Raw genomic sequence first — 21,614 nt, 5'->3', positions numbered from 1 at the left:
TGTCAGCCGGGAACTAGCTGGCCTGAGCATTGTTCGCGGCCTGCGAGAGCTGCGGGAGCAGCTTGTCCAGCAGCCACGGCACGCTGAGCACGTTCGGCGAGCTCGACGCGAACACCAGCGGCGGATCGGTCAGACCCACGTAGGAGTTGTCGCGCACGGCCTTCATCCCGGCGAACAGCGGGTTCGACTGGACCTCGTTCTGCAGCTCGGGTGACAGGTACCAGGCGAGCAGGACGTCCGGGTTGTACGTCGGCAGCAGTTCGAGGCTGACCGGAGCGGCGAACTTGCTCTGGTCGCTGTTCTCGCGCAACTGCTGGGCGAGCGGGTCGACGGTGAAACCGAGACTCGCGAGCATCTTCAGGCGAGGATCGGTGTCGAAGTAGAAGTTGTACGATCCCGCTTCGGTGCCGCTACCGAAAGCCACCGTCTTCCCGGCGAACTCGGGGTGCCGCGACTTCGCCTGCGCGAGGGTGTCCTGCGTCTGCGTGACCAGGGCCTCGGCCTGAGCCGACCGGCCGAGGGCCTTGCCGACGGTGGTGATCTGGTCTTCCCAGCTGGTCGCCCAGCGACGCTCCGGGTACGCCACGGTGGGGGCGATGGCCGACAGCTTGTCGAACTGTTCCTGATTGACGCCCGAGTGCACGGCCAGGATCACGTCCGGGTCGAGCGCCGCGATCTGCTCGTACGGCATCTCCTTGCTCGACGCCGTCAGCAGCGTGGGCTCCGCATTCGGGTCGAGCTCTCCGAGCTTCGCCCGCGACCACGGGAGCAGACCGTCGTCGGTTCCGGTGTCCGACTTCATGTTCTGCACCGCGACGGGCACGACGCCGAGCGACAGTGCCGCGTCCTCGCTGCCCCAGCCGAGGGTGACGACCCGCTTCGGGGCCTCCGTGATCTCGGCGGTGCCGAGCGCCGACGGAATCGACACGGGGAAGGCCGACGCGTCGGCCTGTCCGGTCGCGGATCCCGCCGCGTCGGTCGAGTCGGACGTCGACTCGCTGCAGGCACCGGCGAACAACGCGGTTGCCGCCATCATCACGATTCCGGCTCTACGCCAGTATCTTCCGGACGTTTTCATCGATCTCCCTGTTCTCTTACTTGTTGGGGTCTGGGTGTGAGCCGAATGCGGCGAGGGCCGCGTTCACGACGGTGCCGACTTCCCCGATCCAGCGGGGCTGAGTCATGTCCTTGTGCTCACAGTCGAGGTCGTGGTTGACGATCGTGCCGGTCACGAACGGCTGCCACAGGTCGTAGGTCGCGGACGTCGCGGGGTTCCGGGCCGCCGTGAAGAACAGCAGGTCGGAGTCCACCACGATCTGCGAGGGTTCGGATTCGAGGCGCACGGCGTTCGCGAAGTTGTCGATCATCGCGGCCGGGGTGTGCTCGTTGATCCCGGCGAGGGCGCTGCCCTCGCCGCGCAGGATGTCGATGACCTGCTGCCGGGTCAGTCCGTCGCCGCGGTGCGGCTCGGTGTCGGAGGCGATGAGCGGTTCCGGGTCGTAGCCGACCATGTAGAGCAACGCGGCGAGTGCGTCCTGCTCCGTCGGCATCGACGCCCACGCATCGGAGGGGAAGGAGTCGAGCAGGACGAGCATGCCCAACTCCTCGCCCTGATTCTGCAGGGCGCCGGCGATGGCGTGCGCGACGACGCCGCCCAGCGACCATCCGAGAAGGTGATAGGGGCCCGTCGGTTGCACGGTTCGCATGTGCTCGATGTATTCGGCGGCCATGTCCTGCAGCGTTTCCGGCGGTCGCGTCGACGTCGACAGGTTGGAGGCCTGCACGCCGTACAGCGGGTAGTCGTCGTCGATGTGCCGAAGCAGACCCGAATAGCCCCAGCTGATTCCACCGGCGGGGTGGAAGCAGAACACCGGCGGCCGGGACCCCTCGGTGCGGAACGGCAGCAGAACGGCCAGGGCGTCGGCGTCGGAGTCGTCGTCGAGGCGGTCGGCGAGTTGCGCCACCGTGGGAGCCGCGAACAGCGACGCGACCGTCGCGCTCACCGACAGCCGGCTCGAGATCGCGCTCATCAGGCCGGCCGCCATCAGCGAGTGGCCGCCGAGGTCGAAGAAGCTGTCGTCGATGCCGACCCGCTCGATCCCGAGGGCCTCGGCGAACAGCTGGCACAGCACCTCCTCGCGGGCCGTGCGCGGTCCCCGCTCGGACACCTGCAGCGACAGGTGCGGGACGGGAAGCGACGACTGGTCGAGCTTGCCGTTGGGGAGGGAGGGGAACTCGTCGACGGCGATGAACGCCGCCGGGATCATGTAGTCCGGCAACCGGCTCGCGGCGCGACGGTGCAACTGGTCGGGATCGATCCGGCCGCCCGGCACCGACGTGGCGTACGCGACGAGCCGTTGATCGCCGGGACGGTCCTCGCGCACCACGACGACGATGTGCTCGACGTCCGGGTCACCGGACAGCACGGCCTCGATCTCGTTGAGCTCGATGCGGAATCCGCGCACCTTGACCTGGGAATCGGCCCGGCCGGTGAAGTAGATCTGGCCGTCGCGGCCCCACCACACGACATCCGACGTCCGGTACATACGACCGCCCGGGTCCGCGAACGGGTCGGCGACGAAACGTTCCGCGGTCTTGGGGCTCTGGTTGCGATATCCGCGGGTGACGCTGTCGCCGGCGAGATACAGCTCGCCGGACACACCCGGCGGCACCGGTCGCAGCGCGTGGTCGAGGACGTAGGCGTGCTTGCCCGGATCGACGACGCCGATGGGGACGGGGCCTTCGTGTCCCGGTTCGACGAGGGCCAGGGTCGCGTTGACCGTGCACTCGGTGGGGCCGTACGCGTTGAACAGCCGGCGGCCGGGTGCGTACCGCTCGATCAGCTGGGGTGTGAGCTTCTCGGCGCCGAGCATCAGGTCGACGCCGTCCGGGATGGGGTGCTCCGGCGGGAACGCGGCGGCGAACGACGGTGGCACGCCGACGAAGTTCACGTCGTGTTCGGTGATGACGCGGGCGAGCGGTTCCCCGGGAACACGGTCGGCATCCGTCGCGACCACCAACGTTCCACCCGACAGCAACCCCCACATGATCTGCCAGAACGCGAGGTCGAAGCTGATCGACGAGAAGTGCAGCGCACGAGTGGTGTGGTCCATGCCGATCACGTCCGACTGCAGCGACAGCAGGTCAGCGATGCCCCGGTGGGGGACGACGACGCCCTTCGGCACGCCCGTCGAGCCGGATGTGTAGATGAGGTACGCGGCGTCGTCGAGTCGCAGTGGCCTGCTCCGGTCGGCGTCCGTGGGGGCGGTGACCGGCTGGGAATCGAGCAGGGCCTGCACGTCCGGATCGTCGAGGTCGAGGAGGGGCACGCCGGTACCCAGCGGCGTGCGGTCGGGCACGCCGACGGACGAGGTGACGATCGCGACCGGGGTGCCGTCGGCGAGCATGTGCGCGATCCGGTCGGCCGGGTACGTGGGGTCGACGGGGAGGTACGCCGCACCGCTCTTGAGCACCGCGAGAACGCTGACGATCAGCTCGGCGGAGCGGTCGAGGGCGAGCGCGACCACGTCCCCTGGCCCGGCGCCACGCGAGATCAGCAGGTGCGCAATCCGATTCGCCCGCTCGTCGAGCTGCCGGTAGGTGAGGGAGACCGCGGGCCGCACGCTCGCACCGACGGCGAGGGCCTCGGCGCCGGGTGTCTGCGCCACCTGCTCGGAGAAGTACTCGTCGAACGTGCGGGACGGGACGGAGTGCCCCGCGTGGGACCAGTCCCCGAGCACCCGGCCTCGCTCCTGCGGGGTCAGGATGTCGAGCCGGCCGATTCGCTGCTCATGGTTCTCGACGAGTCGCTCGATCACCACGGCGAGGCGGTCGGCGAGCGATTCGACCGTCGCAGCATCGAAGAGTTCGGTGGAGTACTCGAACGTGACGTCGACTCCGCCGCTGTCCGGGCGTTCCTGGAAACGCAGCGCCAGATCGAATTTCGCGGACGTCGCATCGAGCATCCGCACGTCGGCGGGGGTCCCGTCGAATCGTTCCTGCGCGCCGTCCAGCTTCCAGTGCGAGAGCATCACCTGGAACAGCGGGTGGCGGGCCGAGGACCGCGGGGGATTGACGAGTTCCACGATGCGGTTGAACGGCACGTCGGCGTGGTCGACGGCGTCGAGGTCGACGGCCCGGACCCGGTCCAGCAGTTCGTCGAACGTCGGGTCGCCCGACACATCGGTGCGCAGGACGACCGTGTTGATGAAGCAGCCCACCATCGCGTCGAGGTCGGGGTGACTGCGACCGGCGACGGGCACACCGAGGGCGATGTCCTCACCGGCCCCGAGTCTTTCGAGGAGCACGGCCACCGCGGCGTGGACGATCATGAAGAAGCTTGCGCGCCGCTCGGCGGCCAATCGGTCGACGGCGGCGTGCAATTCGGGTGAGAGGCTGCGGCGCACGGTGTCGCCGCGATGCGTCGGCAGCGCGGGGCGCGGCCGGTCCGTGCGCCAGCCCAGTTCGAGCGGCAGTCCGGCCAGTTGGTTCCGCCAGTAGTCGAGTTGGCCGCGCAGCAGGGCGGTGTCCTCGCCGGTGCCCACCCCGATCCGATCCCGTTGCCACACCGCGACATCCGGGTACTGCAGCGGCAGCGGCTCGAACGCCGGTGCGCGGCCCGCCCGGCGCGCGTTGTAGGCGAAGGCGAGGTCGTCGAGAAGCTTCGACTGCGACCATTCGTCGCCGATGATGTGGTGCATCAACAGCACCAGGGTGTGCTGGGGCTCGTACAGGACGGCCCGCAGCGGCGGCTGGTCCGTGAGCCCGAGACCCACGGTCGTCATCGCCCCGATGTGTGCCTCGATGTTGCCGACGTTGTCGACGCGTTCGAGCCGGACCTTCGCGCGTCCGGCGGGAAGCACGACCTGGTGCGGCATCGCGTCGACGAGGGGAAACACCGTCCGCAACGACTGGTGCCGGGTCACGACGTCCCCCAGCGCCGCGGACAGGGCGTCGGGTTCGAGGCCGTCCCCGAAGTCGACCGCCAGGGCCAGCAGGTACGCTCCGCCGCCGGCCGCGCCGTCGAGGAACCACAGGCGTTCCTGCGCCGGCGACAACGGCACCGGGGTGCCCTCCGGGAGGTCGCGGGGGATCGGCCTGTTCGCCGACGTCCGCTCGTCGGCGTCCTCGACGAGCGCGGCCACCGCGGCCACGGTGGGATTCTCGAACACTGCCGCAACCCGCAGCGGCACACCCAGTTCCGCGGTGATCGCGGACACGAGGGCGGCGGCGAGGAGGGAGTTGCCGCCGAGCGCGAAGAAGTCGTCGTGGACGCCGACCTGCTCGGCGCCGAGCACCGAGGTGAACAGCGGCAGGATCCGGGCTTCGGTGTCGGTGCGCGCGACGTCGTCGGCCTGTCCGAGCCACCGCGGGGCGGGCAGCGCGTCCTTGTCGACCTTCCCGTTGTGGGTCAACGGCAACCGGTCGAGCAGCACCAGTGCGGCCGGTGTCATGTATCCGGGAAGGGACCGGACGACGTGCGCCCGCACCTGCTCTTCGACCACGTCGGGCGACGCGCCCGGCCGGGGCACGACGTACCCGACGATCCGCTGGTCGCGGCCGGCCTGCTCGTGCACCGTGGCCACCGCCGCCTGCACGTCGTCCACCGCGGTCATCGCGGCGGTGATCTCGCCGAGTTCGACACGGTACCCGCGTAATTGGATCTGGTCGTCGATCCGGCCGTGGTAGTGGAGAACGCCCGCCGCGTCATAGCGTGCGAGGTCGCCGGTGCGGTACATGCGCGTCCCGCCCGGTGTGAACGGGTCGGCGACGAACCGCCCCGTCGTCAGGCCGGGACGCCCGAGGTAGCCGGGGGACAGTCCGGGGCCGGACACGTAGATCTCGCCGGTGACACCGGGCGGCACCGGGCGCAGCCCCGCGCCGAGAACGTAGGTGCGCAGGTCGCCGAGCGGAACCCCGATGTCCACGGCGTCGGCCGCGGTGACCTTCGTCGCGGTGACGTGCACGGTGGTCTCGGTGATTCCGTACATGTTGACGAGTTCGGTTCCCGCAACCGTTTCCGCGGCGGCGAACCAGGCGCGCAGCACGGCGGGATCGAGGGCCTCACCGCCGAACACGACGTACCGCAGTCGCAGTCGGTCGAAGGAGTCCGCGCGGGCGAGCGCGTCGACGAGATGCCCGAATGCGGACGGCGTCTGGTTCAGCACGGTGACGCCCTCGTCGACGAGCAGCGCGGCGAGGTCGGCCGGCGACGTCAGGGTGGCCTCGTCGACCGTGACGAGGCGGCCACCGTGCAGCAGCGCGCCCCAGATCTCCCAGACGGAGAAGTCGAACGCATACGAGTGCAGCAGCGGCCAGCAGTCGTCCTCGGTGAACGTGAACCATTCGCGGGACACGTCGAACAGCCGCATCACGTTGCGGTGTGGAATCGGAACACCCTTGGGCACACCGGTGGACCCGGAGGTGTAGATGATGTACGCGATGTCGCCCCCGTGCACCGCATTCGCGAGTTCGCCGATCTCGGACGATTCGGCGTCCTCGTCGATCCGGGGAAGGTCGCCGAGCAGGTCGGCGGATCCGATGCCCAGCGACGGCTGCGCATCCCGCAGGATGAACCGGGCACGCTCGGCGGGCGACGACGGGTCGATCGGCAGGTAGGTCCCGCCGCTGCGGAGGATCGCGAGGACGGCGACGATCAGGTCGGTGCCGCGGGGGAGGTTGACGGCCACCACCGTGCCGCGCCGGGCGCCGGCCGACCTCAGGCGCGACGCCAGTGCGGCGCTGCGGCGCGAAAGTTCCTGGTACGTAAGATCGTTCACGGCCACGCGGTCCGGGTGGGTACGCGCCTGAGCGAGAAAGGCGGAGACGATGCTGTCGCTGTCGGGCAGTGCGGCGCCGGTGGTCCGGTCCAGTCCGGCGGCCAATCGCCACCGCCGCAGTTCGTCCGGGGCGCAGACGTCGACAGCGGAGACGGGTTCCGTCGCCGTGGAGATGTTTCGGAGGTAGTGCGCGAAGCGGTGGGCGTGATCCCGGATCTCGGTCGCGCTGTACACCTCGGGGTTTCCGGCCCACTCGAGGGTGAGCTCGTCCCCGGCGCCTGACACGGAGATCACCACGTCGTCGACCGGGCCGGTGGCGAGTTGGTGCACCAGGCCGAAGGTGGGGCCGAACGCGATTCCGGCGGCGAACGGTTTGACGTTCACGACCGGTCCGCCGGTGACGCTGCCCCCGGCGTCACGGACTCGCTGGAACGGGCGCGTGTCCGACAGCGCCGCCGCCACCCGCGCGATGACGTCGGCGAACGTCGGTTGCGATCCCAGCGTAATGCGGAGCGGCACAATGTTCGTGGCCGTCACGGGCGAGGTCAGCTCGATGCCCTGCCGTGCCAGCACCGGGACGCGCAGCCGGATCTCCTCGGCTCCCGTGTGGGCGCCCAGGTATGCGGCCGCGGTCGCGTAGACCGCTTCGACCCAGGTGGCCGCCCGCGCCGTGGCCGCGTCGCGGAGGCTCTTCGCCGTTCGGGGGTCGATCGGGATCGTGCAGCGATGCGGGTCGGGGGCGGGCCTGCGCGCGGTGTCGCTGAACCCGGCCGGACGGCCGGTGCCTCGGGGCGCCTCGACGTCGGGTGTCGCGGCATCGAAATCCCGGGCCGCCTCCACATGCGCCCGCAACGACGGGAACTTCGCCGGCCGTGGCTCCGTGCCCGCGATCCGCGCGGCGTACAGCGCCGCCACGCGCCGGGCGAGCAGTGAATACCCGTACGCGTCGAGCAGCGCGTGCGGAGCGCGAAGGTACCAGAGCACACCGGATTCGATCGTGATCACCGCCGTCCGCACGAGGGGAGCGGCGGAGTCGAAGTCGAGCGGTGCGCGCACGTCCGCGTGCATCCACTCCAGGGCCGCAGCCCTGCCGAGTTCGAGGCGTTCGACATCGGGTGCGCGGAGCGGATCGTGCGCCTGGACGACGTCGGCCGAATCGGCACCCGGCTCGGCCACGAAGCGGACCGAGAGCACCTCGGCCTCCTCGATCACCGTGCGCACCGCCGCCGCGAGGGCCTCGACGTCGACCGAGGCCCCGATCTCGACGTACTCGGCCGTCGTGAAGGCCGCCCCTGTCGGGTCGAGGTGGTGCCCCGCCCACAGTTCGCGCTGGGCGGAGGTCAGGCCGACGACGGCCGTGTCCGCTCCGGTCGGCAGGGCGGACGGCGACGAGATCGAAAGGGACATCTAACAGGCACTCCTGATGCTTTCGGCATTCGGGCTCGGGACTTTCGGCCTACTCAGCGTGTCAGGTTAGCCTAACCACATGTTCTGTGGTGACCCAGCTCAGCCGACCTCGAGCGGGGAGAGCGCCGAGACCAGCGCGTCCGTGGTGGTCACCGAACCGCAGCGCTTCGACGCGTAGGTGAGCGCCATGAGGTGCTCGTCTCGGCTGAAATCCGCAGTCGCGTCGGAGACCAGGAACGGCTGCACGTCGGACATGAACGCCTCGGCGGCGCTCAGCATGCAGCCCATGTGCGTGTAGACGCCGGTCACGATCAGCTGGTCGCGGCCGTGGTGGCCGAGCAACTGCCGCAGGTCGGTGCGCTGGAAGGCCGAATACCGCCATTTGGTCACCTGGATGTCGCCCTCGCGCGGGGCGAGCGGCTCGACCACCTCCGTGTCGCGACCCGACGTCAGTCCCGGCCCCCAGAGGTCGGCGAGAATGCCGCGACGCGACGGGTGCTGGTCGCCCGGCTGCATCGTGTAGATCACGGGAATCCCAGCTTCCGAGCAGAGTTCGCGGATCCGGACCATGTTCGCCAATGCGGTGGCCATCGGCTCGGCCCGGACGTCGTACGCGTCGATGAAGTAGTTCTGCATGTCGTGGACCAGCAGTGCGGAACGCCGCGGGTCGAGGCGCCAGGGCACTTTCGATTCGGGGACCTCGTGCATCTCCGGGATCGTGTAGGTCGGGATGGACGGGATGGCCATATGGTTCCTCACTGTCGGTCTGATCGGCTTCTTGGCGTATGCCGCGCGAATCTCGGTGAAGGACAGCGCTCCGCCCCACCGTTTGCGCATTCGGTTAGGCTAGCCTTTGCTACCTGGCTCTGCAATCGCCAGGTGTGGTGGTGCGCGGCGCACAGTAAGGTGACTGAGCGGTGGGGACCTGTCGCGGCCTCACGCGCCGAAGCCGTCGACCGGGAGAGACTGTTGACCACGCTGCTGTTACTGCTGCTGATCGTCGTCGTGATCGTGGGAATCGTGCTGATCCTGCGGAATCGGGCCGGGAAGAAGGCAACTCCTGCCGCCCGGGTCGATCCACTCGCCGACTACCCGGAGGTCTACGACCCGTACAAGATCGGCGTCGGCGACATCGTCACGTACGCGGGAATCGATCACGTCGTGCGCGGAACCATCACCCTGGACGAAGAGGGATACATCTGGCACGAGCACCTCCTCGACGGATCGACCGGTCAGCGGTGGCTCACGGTCGAAAACGACGAGGGCAACCTCGACATGACGCTGTGGATGCGGCGCGAGGGCACGGGACTCGAACCGAACGGTGACGTGATCCTCGACGACAGGGTGCACCGCCAGATCGAACGGGGCACGGCCTCGTTCACCGCCGAAGGCACCACCGGCACCGCACCGCAGGGCATCGTCGACTACGCCGACTACGAGACGGCCGACAAGTCGGGTCTGCTGTCCTTCGAACGCTGGGCGCGGACGCAGTCGTGGGAGGTCTCCACCGGCCGCGCCGTCACCCGCGGCGAACTCACCGTCATCCATTCCGGCCCCTCGCAGTGACGCTGCACGTCCTCGACGTCGAACCGCGCGATGTGACGGCGGCGGCGCTCGGTCTCGTCGTGAACGCCGAAACCCCGCTTCCGCTGGCAGAACTCACCATCACCTCCGGTGACGACACGGTGACGTTGGGAGTTCTCGGCGCGTCGCACGCGGTGACGGCGCGTCTCGCGGGCCGGCGGATCACCGAGCAGGTGTCGTGCGACGCGGTCCGGGCGGGCGGCAGACCGCTGCCCGCATCCGACGGCGCGCACGGGTACCGGTTCGATTCGACCACCGACGTCGTCGACCGTGCGCGTCTCGAGCAGACCGCCGACTGGCTCCGCCGACAGGCCACCGAGGTGGACGGCTGGATCTGCGGGGCATTTCCCGGAGACCACACCGCACTGACCGCACTCACGGCGCGGCGAGACGAGTCCGGCGGATGGTCCTGGCAGACCTGGCATCTGTACCCGGGAGACCATCTGTACTCGGGAGGCCATCTGTACTCGGGAGGCCATCTGTATGGGGGAGACAGGGGCGGGGTGATCGTGAAGACGCGAAGCAGGTGGCAGCCGTGAACCGGTTCAGGAGACTCGTGCCGATGCTGATCCTGGTGTCGGCCGTGACGGCGTGTGGCGGCGGCGTCCGCGACTACATCGCCGACACCTACGCCCTGCAGAACACCGCGGGCGATGCGAAGACCTACACGTCGAAAGACCCGGTGGGCACGACTGTCTCGAACATCGTGTCCGAGGAGCAGCCGGCGGCGCGGAAGGCCGACGGCGGCAGCGAATACCTGCGCTACGACGACGACATCGTCACGGTCAGCGCCGGGCCGGGCGGCGGCAGTCTCGTCCGCGTCGAAGACATCGACGGCCGCTACCGAAGTGGTGGATTCGCTTATCTGGGGCCCGGTTTCAACCCCGGTTCTCCGGCGGGCGGCGCCAGCGGCAGCGGCGGATCCGGGAGCGCGAAATGATACAGAACCCTCGAGTCGGGAGAAGTACGTGAACACCACCTACACGGCGGCAGCAACGGAAATCGGCAGCGTCGACGTCGGACTGCTCGCCGTCGGCATGCTCGGCACCCTGGCGTATTTCGTCGTCGGCATCGCCGTCCTCGGGGTCGGATTCGCCGTCCTCGACCTCGCCACTCCCGGCAATCTCCGGCACCAGGTGTACGTCGACAAGAACCCCAACGCGGCGATCCTGCTGGCATCGAACCACCTTGCCCTCGCCGTCGTCGTGGTCACGGCCATTCTCACCAGTTCCGACGGGTTCGCACAAGGACTCGCCGACTCCGCGGTCTACGGGCTCTTCGGTGTGCTGCTGCAGGTGATCGCGCTACGCCTGATGAACGTGCTGCTGCCGGGGCAACTCGTCGGCCTGGTCGGGAACCCGCAGATGTGCGGTGCCGCATGGGCCGTCGGTGCGAGCCTGTTCGCCATCGGCCTCGTAAACGCCGCCGCGCTCACCTGATCTCGTGAATGCTCCTGCCATAGAGTCGGATTCCCGTGATGCACTCGCCCTGGGGCCACGGGCCCGGGCTTTCCTGCTGGCCGCGGTGGCCGCGTGCGCGGCGTGCGGGCTGATCTACGAACTGGCCCTCCTGACACTGTCGGTCAGCCTGACCGGCGGCGGAATCACCCAGACTTCCCTGATCGTCGCGGGTTTCGTGGCCGCGCTCGGTGTCGGCGCCCTCGCCGCCAAACCGCTGCTCTCCACTGCCGCCGCGTCGTTCGTAGTCGTCGAGATCGTCCTCGGTCTCGTCGGCGGGTTCAGTGCGGTGACCCTGTACGTGACGTTCACCTTCTTCGGTTCCAGCGCACTCGTTCTGGTGTTCGGCACCGCCCTGATCGGCGTGCTGGTGGGCGCCGAGGTCCCGCTCCTGATGACGCTGCTGCAATCGGGCCGCAGCGACACCGACGCCGAGAGCACCGGAAAGGTGCTGGCCAACCTGAACGCCGCCGATTACGCAGGAGCCCTGGTCGGTGGCTTGCTCTGGCCGTTCGTCCTGCTGCCGATCGCCGGGATGATCCGCGGCGCCGCGATCACCGGCATCGTCAACCTCGTCGCCGCCGCGGTGGTGGCGCTGATCCTGCTGCGGTGGCAGCTGAGCCTGCGCACCCGCGTGCTCGCCGTCGTGGCACTGCTCGTCGCGGCCGCGTGCATCGCCGTGCTGCTGGTGCGCGCCGACGGCATCGAGACCACGTCGCGGCAACGTCTCTACACCGATCCCGTGGTCGCCGCGGAACGGTCGCAGTATCAAGAGATCGTGGTCACCGAGCGCGGGGGAGACGTGCGGCTCTTCCTGGACGGCGACCTCCAGTTCTCCAGCGTCGACGAGCACCGGTACACCGAATCGCTGGTGTACCCCGCGATGGCGGACGACCCCAAGCGGGTGCTGATCCTCGGCGGGGGCGACGGCCTCGCCGCCCGAGAGGTCCTGCGACTGCCCGGGGTCGACGAGATCGTGCAGGTGGAACTCGATCCGGCGGTCATCGAACTCGCGAACACACGGCTGTCCGGGCTGAACCAGGGAGCGTTGCAGGACCCGCGCGTGCACGTGGTCCTCGACGACGCCTTCCGATGGCTGCGCGACGCACCCGACTCGGGATTCGACGCCGTCATCGTCGACCTCCCCGACCCCGACACGCCGGCGCTCGGACGCCTGTACTCCACCGAGTTCTACGGCCTCGCCGCCGCCACCCTCAACCCCGGCGGACTGATGGTCGTGCAGTCGGGCAGCCCCTATTCGACGCCGGACGCGTTCTGGCGCACCACGTCGACCGTCGCGTCCGCGCGTCTGGCCGTGACCCCGTACCACGTGCTGGTGCCGAGCTTCGGGGACTGGGGGTACGTCCTCGCCCGGCGCGGTCCCGAACCACCGGCGCTGCGCCTTCCCCGCGACGTCCCAGAACTCCGCTTCCTCGACGAGCCCACCCTCGCCGCGTCCGCGATCTTCCCGCGCGACCGTCCCCGCCGCGAACTCGAACCCGCGACCCTCGACCGACCGCGCATCGTCGACGACATGCGAAAGGGCTACGAGCGCTGACCTGCGTCAGCGCAGCAGGCTGCCGAGCCTGCGGGCCGCGTCGACGACCGCCGATCCCAAGGCTTCCTCGTCGGGCATCTCGAACACCGACACACCCACGCTCGCGAGTGCATCGCCGCGACGGCCGGGAATGGCAGCGGAAACGCCGAGCACGGACGGGATCACCTCGCCGTCGGTGACGGCGTAGCCGCGAGCACGCGCCTCGGTGACCTCTGCACGTTCGCCCTCGACGGCGGGGAGCGAGGCGAGAATCGCCAGTCCTGCCGAACCCCGGTCGACGGGATCGACCTGGCCGGGTCGGAATGCGACGTGCACCTTCGCGCTGCGCGGTTCCACCACCATGAGAGCCCGGATCGACACCATCGCGGCGATGGGCGGATTCTTCGGTCCGTACGTCATCGGAAAGAACGCCACCGCCGACGACGTCACCATCGGCCTGTACTTCCCGATCGCGTGCCTGCTGATCTGTGCGGTCATGCTCGCGTTCCTGAAGATCCCGAAGAAGGAGCCCGTCGAACTGGAAGACGTCGCCAGCGTCAACTAGTTCATGGATATACTAAGAACGACGGTGGCGGGCACCGGGCCCGCCACCTGCTCGCGATAGGGTTCCCTTCATGACCGATGACGCAGCGCCGGCGCCCGTCGAGGTGCCCGACAGTCTCGACTTCTGGTCGTTCATCGAACTGGCGAACAGGCGCCTGAGCACGGAATACGGCTCGACGCACGAACTCGCCACGCAGGTCCTCCTGACGTTGAACCGCGCGTCGAACGTGGTCACGTACGACCTGGAGTCGTCGATTCACCGACCGCGCGGGCTGTCGTGGTCGGGGTTCCGGCTGATGTTCGTGACGTGGCTGGCCGGTCCCGTCGAGTCGAAGACGGCGGCCAAACTCACCGGTATGAGCAGGGCGGCCGTCTCGAATCTGACGAAGACACTGGTCGGTGCGGGTTTGATGGAACGGACCCCGGACGAGCGGGACGGCCGGTCCGTGCAGTTGTCGCTCACGGAGAAGGGCCGGAGCGAGATCGGTGAGATCTACCGTGAGCAGAACGAGCGCGAACATGCCTGGGCGAGTGTTCTCACCGAACCGGAGCAGCGCATTCTCGTCATGCTGCTGGACAAGTTGATCACCAATCGCAGCCAGTTCGACGTCCGCGGGCGCAACTGACCCTGCTCGAGCCGCTGTCGGAATCTGTGCTTGCCAGCACGCCCGTAAATTAGTTAATGTGTTTACTACTACGGACACGCACTTCTAGGGAGGCCGGTCATGGCGTTCTATCGGCACGTGGGCACCATCCCGCCCAAGCGGCACACGCAGCATCGCGACGACGACGGTCGGCTCTACTTCGAGGAGCTGATGGGAGAAGAGGGGTTCTCGTCCGACTCCTCGCTGCTGTACCACCGCCACATCCCGTCGGCGATCGTCGACGCCACGGTGTGGGAGCTGCCCGACCAGAGCACGACTCCCAACCATCCGCTCAAGCCGCGTCACCTGAAGTTGCACGACCTCTTCCCGGAGACGGTCTGGGCGGACACCGACGTGGTCACCGGACGCCGGCTGATCCTCGGCAACGCGGACGTCCGCATCTCCTACGTGGTCGCCGCCAAGGAGTCGCCGCTGTACCGCAACGCGATCGGCGACGAGATGGTCTACGTCGAATCCGGTGCGGCCACCGTGGAAACCGTGTTCGGTGCGCTGGAGGCGAAGCAGGGTGACTACGTCCTGATTCCGATGTCGACGACGCACCGGTGGATCCCGCAGGGTCCGGAACCGTTGCGCGCCTATGCGATGGAGGCCAACAGTCACATCGTCCCGCCGAAGCGCTACCTGTCGCGGTTCGGTCAGCTGCTCGAGAACGCGCCCTATTGCGAGCGGGATCTGCACGGTCCGTCCGACACGCTGCAGGCCGAGGGCACGGACGTCGAGGTGCTCGTCAAGCACCGGACGTCGCACGGGATCGTCGGCACGCGAATGGTGTATCCGCAGCATCCCTTCGACGTCGTGGGCTGGGACGGGTGCCTGTACCCCTATACGTTCAACATCTCCGACTACGAGCCCATCACGGGCCGTGTGCACCAGCCGCCGCCGGCGCATCAGGCGTTCGAGGGCAACAACTTCGTGATCTGTAACTTCGTGCCCCGCAAGGTGGATTACCACCCGCTGTCGATTCCGGTGCCGTACTACCATTCCAACGTCGACTCCGACGAGATCATGTTCTATGTCGGCGGAGACTACGAGGCGCGCAAGGGTTCCGGTATCGGGCAGGGGTCGATCTCGATCCATCCCGGCGGTCATGCGCACGGCCCGCAGCCCGGCGCATACGAACGCAGCATCGGGGCCGAGTTCTTCGACGAACTGGCCGTCATGGTCGACACGTTCCGTCCGCTCGAACTCGGCGAGGGCGCACTGGCCTGCGAGGACTCGGGCTATGCGTGGACGTGGGCGGGGCGGGGGCCGCAGTCGTGACCGTGATTCCCGCCCTGTTCGCCGGTCTCTGCGACGACGCCGCTCTCTTCCCGCCCGGTAACGCACCCCTTCCCGACGCCGTGCCCGCACACGCCCGGCACCGGTCGGCGCTGTACGCAGACCTGGTCGGCCCCTTCGTGTTTCCGGTCGACCGGCTGAACGAACTGGCATCCGGTCCGCTCGAACTGAGCCTCACGCTTCCCGGCGGCCCGGCCACGCTCGAACCCGCACTCGAACGCCTCGCGCAAATCGACGGTGCCAGGGCGGTCGCACTCGAGATCGCAGTGCCGGCCTATCGGTCCGCGGCGGAATTCTTCGCCGCGATGGATGCGGTCGCGGCGCTGACCGGCGGGGTCGACGTGTTCGTCGAGGTGCCGCGCGGCGAACGCCGGGCCGACTTTGTCGACGCCCTCGCCGGCGGCCCCTTCGCGGCCAAGTTCCGGACGGGAGGTGTTGCCGCCGAAGCCTACCCGGACGAGACCGAACTCGGATCCGCTCTCCGCAGCGTGATCGCGTCGGGTGTCCCGTTCAAGGCGACGGCCGGACTGCACCACGCCGTGCGCAACACCGATCCGCACACCGGGTTCGAGCAGCACGGTTTCCTCAACGTGCTCCTCGCCACCCGGTACGCTCTCGACGGTGCCGGTGCCGACCGAGTGGCCGCAGTCCTCGCCGAGCGCGACGGCGCACGAATCGCCCGCGAACTCGGCGACCTTCCCGCCGACGTGGTCGGCGCCGTCCGCACCGCCTTCCGATCGTTCGGCACGTGCAGCATTCTCGAGCCCCTCGAAGATCTCGTCGCGCTGCACCTCGTACCGAATACCGTTCTCGCCTCCGCAGATCAAGGAGCCCACGCATGACCGTCCTCGACATCCCCGCCGATTCCCTCTTCGGGCTGGAGAACCTGCCGTACGGCGTGTTCTCGACCCCTGACTCGGCCCCGCGGGTCGGGGTGCGGGTGGGAGATTCCGTCGTGGATCTCGCCGCCGCGCTCGGTGACGCCGTTTTCGCGCAGCCCACCCTCAACGCCTTCATGGCGCAGGGTCGTGCGCGCTGGACCGAGGTCCGCAGGCAGATCACCGCACTCGTGCAGGGCGACATCGCCGACACCGCGGTCTTCGCGGTCGCCGAGGTGACCATGCACCTGCCCGTGGCCGTCGCCGATTACGTGGACTTCTACGCCTCCGAGAACCACGCCACCAACCTCGGGCGACTGTTCCGTCCCGACTCCGAACCGTTGATGCCCAACTGGAAGCACCTTCCGGTCGGCTACCACGGGCGGTCGAGCACGGTCATCGTGTCGGGTACCGACGTGGTCCGGCCGTGCGGGCAACGCAAGGCTCCCGGGCAGGACGCCCCCGACTTCGGACCGTCCCGCCGCCTCGACATCGAGGCCGAGATGGGCTTCCTCGTCGGCGTCCCCACGAAACTGGGGGAGACCATCGCCCCGGACGAATTCGCCGACTACGTGTTCGGTGCGGTCGTCGTCAACGACTGGTCCGCCCGCGACATCCAGGCCTGGGAATACGTGCCGCTCGGCCCGTTTCTCGGGAAGAGTTTCGCGACGTCGATCTCGCCGTGGGTGGTTCCCCTCGACGCTCTCGAGGCGGCCCGCATCGACACCCCGACGCAGGATCCGCAGCCGCTGCCGTACCTGCGCGGCGAGGAGAAGTGGGGCCTGGACATCGACCTGGCCGTCGAATGGAACGGGCACGTCGTGTCCCGGCCACCGTACGCACAGATGTACTGGTCGCCGGCGCAGATGCTCGCGCACACCACGGTCAACGGCGCCGCCGCCAGCACGGGCGACCTGTTCGCGTCGGGCACCATCTCCGGTCCGGAGAAGGACCAGCGCGGCGCGTTCATCGAGCTGACCTGGGGTGGGCAGGAACCCGTCGTGGTCGGGGACGAGAAGCGCACCTTCCTCGAGGACGGCGACGAGATCGCCATCTCCGCCACCGCACCGGGCGCAAACGGCACCCGCATCGGCTTCGGTGAGGTGCGGGCCCGCATTGCTCCCCCTGTGAGTACTTCTTAACCGTCGGCGGTTGACAAGTACTCCCGGGTGGTAGGCAGTAGTCATGACCGAGAACTTCGTCGAGACCACTGTCGAGCCGGACGCCGGCGTCGCGTTCCTCACCCTGAACCGCCCCGAACAGCGCAATCCGCTGTCGTCCGAGGCCATGCGGGACGTCACCGCGGCACTTCGGAAACTGGGCGACGACGACACCACCCGCGTCGTCGTCATCAGGGCTGCAGGACCTGTCTTTTCCGCGGGCCACGACATGAGGGAGATGATCGGCCGCACGTTGGAGGACGAGCAGGCGATCTTCGACACGTGCGTCGACATGATGCAGGCCGTGCAGGAGATTCCCCAACCGGTCATCGCGTCCGTCCAGGGCGCGGCCGTTGCGGCGGGCTGTCAGCTGGCGGCGTCGTGCGACCTCGTCGTCGCGTCGTCGAACGCCGTGTTCGGGACGCCGGGGGTGAAGATCGGCCTGTTCTGCTCCACCCCGATGGTGGCTCTCAGCCGCGCGATCGGACGTAAGCGCGCCCTGCAGATGCTGCTCACCGGCGAGACGATCGGCGCGGAGACCGCCGCGGACTGGGGGCTGGTGAACCTGGTGGTCGACCCGGCGGACCTCGACGCGCAGACGCGGGCTCTCGCCGCCAAGATCACGAAGGCCAGCCCGCTCACTGTGAAGATCGGCAAGCAGGCGTTCTACCGCCAGATCGACCTCCCACAGGACCAGGCGTACGCGGCAATGGCCGAGACTATGGCCACCAACGCCGTCACCTGCGACGCCCAAGAAGGCATGCAGGCGTTCGTCGAGAAGCGCACACCGCAGTGGCAGGGAAAGTAGCTCTGTCTGCATTGCGCGGTCCGGCGAACCGGCGAAAAATCAAGTGTGCAGTGGCTGCGGCCGCGGGCCGTCGGTGCCCGCTGACGGTGGACCGCGACGGGTCGGTCACCGAGTTGGTTCTCACTGCGGGGCGATCGTCCCGCGGGAGGTGACATCGATGTTCATCCAGATCATTCAAGGAAAGGTGTCGGACGAGGCCGGCCTCGTCCGGTGCATGGACCGCTGGACCGAGGACCTGCGTCCGGGGGCGACGGGCTTCCTCGGATGCACCCAGGGCCTGTGCGACGACGGAACGTTCATCGCGCTGGCGCGATTCGAATCCGCCGAAGCGGCCCGACGCAACAGCGAGCGCCCCGAGCAGGGCGCCTGGTGGGCGGAGACCGAGCGGTGCTTCGAGGGTCCGGTCTCCTTCATGGACTGCCCCGAGGTGAGCGAGTGGATGGGCGGCGGTTCGGACGACGCGACCTTCGTGCAGGTCATGGAGGGTCACACGACCGACGCCCAGCGGATGCGGGAGCTGCTGGCCGAGTCCGCCGACCGGGTGCACGAGCTGCGACCGGAGATCCTCGGTGGAACGCTATGCACCTACGGTGACGGCGGATACGTCGAGGCGGTGTACTTCACCTCCGAGGCGGAGGCCCGTTCCCACGAGAAGTTGGAGATACCGGACGACCTGAGGTCGTTGTTCGAGGAGGAAGGCCGGCTGACCGACGAGGTGACGTACTACGACATGCACTCGCCGATGTTGGTGTCGGCGGGACGGTGACGAAACTCTGACGGGGTAGTTGGACGTCCTATAACCTTCCTGCATGAGTCTGGATGCGCGTACCGACACCGTCGACGGAGTGCTGCGGCGCTCGGCTGCCAAGTTTCCCGACCGCACGGCGCTGACCTTCGAGGACCGCACGTGGACGTACCGCGAACTCGACGACGCCGTCAGCCGGGCCGCCGCGTACCTGCAGTCGCTCGGACTGTCCGTCGGTGAGCGCGTCGCCGCGTACGGCACCAACTCGGACGCGTACACGATCGGGTTCCTGGCCTGCGCGCGTGCGGGTTTCGTGCACGTTCCGGTCAACTATGCGCTGAAGGGCGAGGAGCTGACCTATCTGGTGTCGCAGTCCGGAAGCGCCGCCGTCCTGGTCGACCCGGCGCTGAGGGACACCCTCGACTCGGTCCGGGACGTGCTGGACCTCCGTCACGTGGTGCCCCTGCGCGACGCCGACGACTCACTGCTCGCCCACAGCGCCTCCGGCGCCGTGCCCGCGCTCGCCGTGCCGGTCGCGTCCACCGATCTGGCGCAGTTGCTGTACACGTCGGGGACGACGTCGAAGCCGAAGGGCGCCATGATGACTCACGGCGTTCTCGTGCACGAGTACGTGTCGTCCGTGATCGCCCTCGCGCTGAGCGCGGATGACAATCCGCTGATCTGCATGCCGCTCTACCACTCGGCGGGCATGCACGTCTTCATGATGCCCTACCTGTCGGTGGGCGCCACGGTGAATCTCATGCAGACACCGGACATCCCGGAGATCCTGCGGCGCATCGAGGCCGATCGCATCGGCTCGCTGTTCCTGGCGCCGACGGTGTGGGTGCCGCTCGCCGGACATCCGGATCTCGAGACCCGCGACATCTCGTCGTTGAAGAAGGCACAGTACGGCGCGTCGATCATGCCGGTGACGGTGCTGAACAGGCTCCGCGATCGCTACCCGGACCTCGGCTTCTACAACTGTTTCGGACAGTCCGAGATCGGTCCGCTCGCCACGGTGCTGCAGCCCGGGGAACACGAGGAGCGGCCGTCGTCGTGTGGCAAGGCGGTGTTCTTCGTCGAGACGCGGGTGGTGGATCCGGACGGCAACGACGTTCCGGACGGCAGCCCGGGTGAGGTGCTGTATCGGTCGCCGCAACTGTGCCAGGGCTACTGGGACAACCCCGACGCCACCGCGGAAGCGTTCCGCGACGGCTGGTTCCACTCGGGCGACCTGGTGACGCGGGACCCGGCGGGGTACATCACCGTCGTCGACCGCATCAAGGACGTGATCAACACCGGCGGCATCCTGGTGGCGTCGCGGGAGGTCGAGGACGCCGTCTACACGCATCCGGACGTGGCCGAAGTGGCCGTCGTCGGGACGCCGGACGAGAAGTGGATCGAGGCGATCACCGCGGTGGTGGTGTTGCGGGACAGCGCGTCCGGTGTGACCCCGGACGGGTTGATCGCCCACGTCAAGGAGCGCATCGCGCCGTTCAAGGTGCCCAAGCAGGTCGTGTTCGTCGACGAGTTGCCCCGCAACCAGAGCGGGAAGCTGCTCAAACGGGAACTGCGGGCCAAGCTCTGACTACTTCCGCGGCGAGCTGCGCCTTCAGCGCAGTGTCGACTCCCGCTCGACCAATTCGACGGGAAGCTTCACCGATTCGACGTCGTTGCCGGCGATGAGCGACAGGAGATGACGCACACCCGTCGCGCCGATCAGGCGCGCGGGTGACCGGACCGTGGTCAGCGGCACCGGCAGCTGGGCGACCACCGGGATGTCGTTGTACCCGATGAGTGCGAGGTCGTCGGGGATCCGCAGTCCGAGGTCCCGGGCGACCCCGAGTACGCCGATGGCGATGGTGTCGCTGACGGTGAAGATCGCCTCGGGGCGCGAATCCGGTTCCAGGAGAACGGTGGCCGCGGCGACACCGCCGGACACGTCGAAGTCGGAGCGGACGACGCGATCGGGCCGCAGTTCGATGCCGTTTTCGGCGAGCGCGTCGCGGAACCCGGCGAGGCGGTCGCGGGATGTGCTTGCGTGTTCGGGGCCCGCGATGGCGGCGATCTCGGTGAAGCCCCGGTCGAGGAGGTGGCGGCCGGCGAGATAGCCGCCTCGGTGGTCGTCGCCGGAGACGAACGGCAGACCCACGTCGGCGTGCCGGTTGAGTTGCAGCATCGGCAGGGCTCCCACCGACAGCGAGTCGACGAACTCCCGTCCGGGGCTGTGCAGGCTGCTGAGCAGCAGTCCGTCCACCTGCCTGCTGACGAGGAATTCGATGGCGCGGCGCTGCGCTTCGAGGTCGTCGGGTGGGCTCGACAGCAGTACCGAATAGCCGGCCTGCGTGGCCGTCTCCTCGATGCCCTGGAACATGGTCGCGACCACCCCGTCGGTGAGTCGCGGCATGACGACGCCGAGGGTGGTGGTCTTGCGGGTCCGCAGGCTCGCGGCCCACAGGTTGGGCTGATAGCCGAGTTCCACCGCGACCTCGCGCACCCGCAGCGCGGCCTCGGACCAGCCGTCGGCGGGTTCGGGCTGGCGGAGCACCCGGGACGCCGTCGACACGTGGACGCCGGCGCGTTCGGCGATTTCGCGGAGGGTCGGCGGACGCCCGGAGGTGCGTGTCGGGCGGTCCGGCAGGTTCACGGGCAATCCTCGCGCTCGGGGACGGGTAGCCGGCGGGCGCGTGGTTGACGGCCGCCGGAATGCGCCTTAGTCTACGGGACGAAATCGTTCGTGCAATCGTTCTCG

Annotated in this window: 16 protein-coding genes and 2 pseudogenes; 13 read left to right on the top strand and 5 right to left on the bottom strand. The window is 68.6% G+C overall.

Annotated elements, in window-relative coordinates:
- Nucleotides 1-13 precede the first annotated feature (13 nt).
- The 3 genes and pseudogenes from H0B43_RS11165 to H0B43_RS11155 form a co-directional block, all read right to left on the bottom strand.
- Nucleotides 14-1,078, bottom strand: a complete 1,065-nt coding sequence (locus tag H0B43_RS11165) for an iron-siderophore ABC transporter substrate-binding protein (RefSeq protein ID WP_185727833.1) — start codon at nt 1,076-1,078, stop codon at nt 14-16.
- Nucleotides 1,075-8,186: pseudogene (locus tag H0B43_RS11160) on the bottom strand (amino acid adenylation domain-containing protein). Before H0B43_RS11160 ends, H0B43_RS11165 begins: the two are co-directional and overlap by 4 nt.
- A gap of 99 nt (nt 8,187-8,285) precedes the next feature.
- Nucleotides 8,286-8,933 carry an isochorismatase family protein gene (locus tag H0B43_RS11155; RefSeq protein WP_185730015.1) on the bottom strand — a complete coding sequence of 216 codons (648 nt, stop codon included), beginning with the start codon at nt 8,931-8,933 and terminating at the stop codon, nt 8,286-8,288.
- A 222-nt stretch (nt 8,934-9,155) separates the two neighbouring features.
- Between H0B43_RS11155 and H0B43_RS11150 the strand changes: the two genes are divergently transcribed.
- The 5 genes from H0B43_RS11150 to H0B43_RS11130 are packed head-to-tail and all read left to right on the top strand — an operon-like array spanning nt 9,156 to nt 12,785.
- On the top strand, nt 9,156-9,752 hold the full coding sequence (locus tag H0B43_RS11150; RefSeq protein WP_185730016.1) for a DUF4178 domain-containing protein: 597 nt from the start codon (nt 9,156-9,158) through the stop codon (nt 9,750-9,752).
- Nucleotides 9,749-10,309 carry a DUF2617 family protein gene (locus H0B43_RS11145; protein ID WP_185727835.1) on the top strand — a complete coding sequence of 187 codons (561 nt, stop codon included), beginning with the start codon at nt 9,749-9,751 and terminating at the stop codon, nt 10,307-10,309. Before H0B43_RS11150 ends, H0B43_RS11145 begins: the two co-directional genes overlap by 4 nt.
- Complete coding sequence (locus H0B43_RS11140) at nt 10,297-10,710, top strand: DUF4247 domain-containing protein (RefSeq protein WP_185727836.1); 414 nt, start codon at nt 10,297-10,299, stop codon at nt 10,708-10,710. The genes H0B43_RS11145 and H0B43_RS11140 overlap by 13 nt, the downstream gene beginning before the upstream one ends.
- A 28-nt stretch (nt 10,711-10,738) precedes the next feature.
- Entirely contained in the window at nt 10,739-11,209 is a 471-nt protein-coding gene (locus H0B43_RS11135; protein ID WP_185727837.1) for a DUF350 domain-containing protein, read from the top strand.
- A gap of 4 nt (nt 11,210-11,213) precedes the next feature.
- Nucleotides 11,214-12,785 (top strand): polyamine aminopropyltransferase, encoded by a 1,572-nt coding sequence (locus H0B43_RS11130; protein WP_185727838.1) that lies wholly within the window; start codon nt 11,214-11,216, stop codon nt 12,783-12,785.
- 6 nt (nt 12,786-12,791) lie between these two features.
- On the opposite strand, the pseudogene H0B43_RS11125 reads toward H0B43_RS11130, so the two are convergent.
- Nucleotides 12,792-13,139: pseudogene (locus tag H0B43_RS11125) on the bottom strand (IclR family transcriptional regulator); the annotation flags it as partial.
- Between H0B43_RS11125 and H0B43_RS11120 the strand changes: the two are divergent.
- From H0B43_RS11120 to H0B43_RS11085, 8 genes are all read left to right on the top strand, one after another.
- Nucleotides 13,126-13,329 carry a hypothetical protein gene (locus tag H0B43_RS11120; protein WP_252189822.1) on the top strand — a complete coding sequence of 68 codons (204 nt, stop codon included), beginning with the start codon at nt 13,126-13,128 and terminating at the stop codon, nt 13,327-13,329. The pseudogene H0B43_RS11125 and the gene H0B43_RS11120 overlap by 14 nt on opposite strands.
- A gap of 70 nt (nt 13,330-13,399) precedes the next feature.
- Complete coding sequence (locus H0B43_RS11115) at nt 13,400-13,954, top strand: MarR family winged helix-turn-helix transcriptional regulator (protein WP_185727839.1); 555 nt, start codon at nt 13,400-13,402, stop codon at nt 13,952-13,954.
- Between the two features lie 99 nt (nt 13,955-14,053).
- A complete protein-coding gene (locus H0B43_RS11110; RefSeq protein ID WP_185727840.1) occupies nt 14,054-15,253 on the top strand; it encodes a homogentisate 1,2-dioxygenase in 1,200 nt (399 codons plus the stop codon).
- Between the two features lie 2 nt (nt 15,254-15,255).
- Nucleotides 15,256-16,113: a hypothetical protein gene (locus H0B43_RS11105; protein ID WP_185730017.1), complete on the top strand. Its 858-nt coding sequence runs from the start codon at nt 15,256-15,258 to the stop codon at nt 16,111-16,113.
- Nucleotides 16,110-17,291, top strand: coding sequence for a fumarylacetoacetase (gene fahA / locus H0B43_RS11100; protein WP_185727841.1), 1,182 nt, complete (start codon nt 16,110-16,112; stop codon nt 17,289-17,291). The genes H0B43_RS11105 and fahA overlap by 4 nt, the downstream gene beginning before the upstream one ends.
- Before the next feature lie 43 nt (nt 17,292-17,334).
- Complete coding sequence (locus H0B43_RS11095) at nt 17,335-18,117, top strand: enoyl-CoA hydratase (protein WP_185727842.1); 783 nt, start codon at nt 17,335-17,337, stop codon at nt 18,115-18,117.
- A 157-nt stretch (nt 18,118-18,274) separates the two neighbouring features.
- On the top strand, nt 18,275-18,883 hold the full coding sequence (locus H0B43_RS11090) for a hypothetical protein (protein ID WP_185727843.1): 609 nt from the start codon (nt 18,275-18,277) through the stop codon (nt 18,881-18,883).
- Between the two features lie 43 nt (nt 18,884-18,926).
- Entirely contained in the window at nt 18,927-20,450 is a 1,524-nt protein-coding gene (locus tag H0B43_RS11085; protein ID WP_185727844.1) for an acyl-CoA synthetase, read from the top strand.
- A gap of 24 nt (nt 20,451-20,474) precedes the next feature.
- On the opposite strand, the gene H0B43_RS11080 is transcribed toward H0B43_RS11085, so the two are convergent.
- The gene (locus tag H0B43_RS11080) at nt 20,475-21,509 is read right to left on the bottom strand and encodes a LacI family DNA-binding transcriptional regulator (protein WP_185727845.1); all 1,035 of its coding nucleotides are present in this window, start codon (nt 21,507-21,509) and stop codon (nt 20,475-20,477) included.
- Nucleotides 21,510-21,614: the final 105 nt, after the last annotated feature.

The sequence above is a fragment of the Rhodococcus sp. 4CII genome, assembly GCF_014256275.1.
GTDB lineage: Bacteria > Actinomycetota > Actinomycetes > Mycobacteriales > Mycobacteriaceae > Rhodococcus_F > Rhodococcus_F wratislaviensis_A.
The sequence above is the reverse complement of the archived record's forward strand: the minus strand, read 5'-3'. Positions and strand labels throughout refer to the sequence as shown.

Excerpts from the sequence above, each read along its gene's own strand:
- H0B43_RS11165 (WP_185727833.1), bottom strand. The coding sequence starts at position 1,078 with ATGAAAACGTCCGGAAGATACTGGCGTAGAGCCGGAATCGTGATGATG.
- H0B43_RS11155 (WP_185730015.1), bottom strand. The coding sequence starts at position 8,933 with ATGGCCATCCCGTCCATCCCGACCTACACGATCCCGGAGATGCACGAG.
- H0B43_RS11120 (WP_252189822.1), top strand. The coding sequence starts at position 13,126 with ATGAGAGCCCGGATCGACACCATCGCGGCGATGGGCGGATTCTTCGGT.
- H0B43_RS11115 (WP_185727839.1), top strand. The coding sequence starts at position 13,400 with ATGACCGATGACGCAGCGCCGGCGCCCGTCGAGGTGCCCGACAGTCTC.
- H0B43_RS11110 (WP_185727840.1), top strand. The coding sequence starts at position 14,054 with ATGGCGTTCTATCGGCACGTGGGCACCATCCCGCCCAAGCGGCACACG.
- fahA (WP_185727841.1), top strand. The coding sequence starts at position 16,110 with ATGACCGTCCTCGACATCCCCGCCGATTCCCTCTTCGGGCTGGAGAAC.
- H0B43_RS11095 (WP_185727842.1), top strand. The coding sequence starts at position 17,335 with ATGACCGAGAACTTCGTCGAGACCACTGTCGAGCCGGACGCCGGCGTC.
- H0B43_RS11090 (WP_185727843.1), top strand. The coding sequence starts at position 18,275 with ATGTTCATCCAGATCATTCAAGGAAAGGTGTCGGACGAGGCCGGCCTC.
- H0B43_RS11085 (WP_185727844.1), top strand. The coding sequence starts at position 18,927 with ATGAGTCTGGATGCGCGTACCGACACCGTCGACGGAGTGCTGCGGCGC.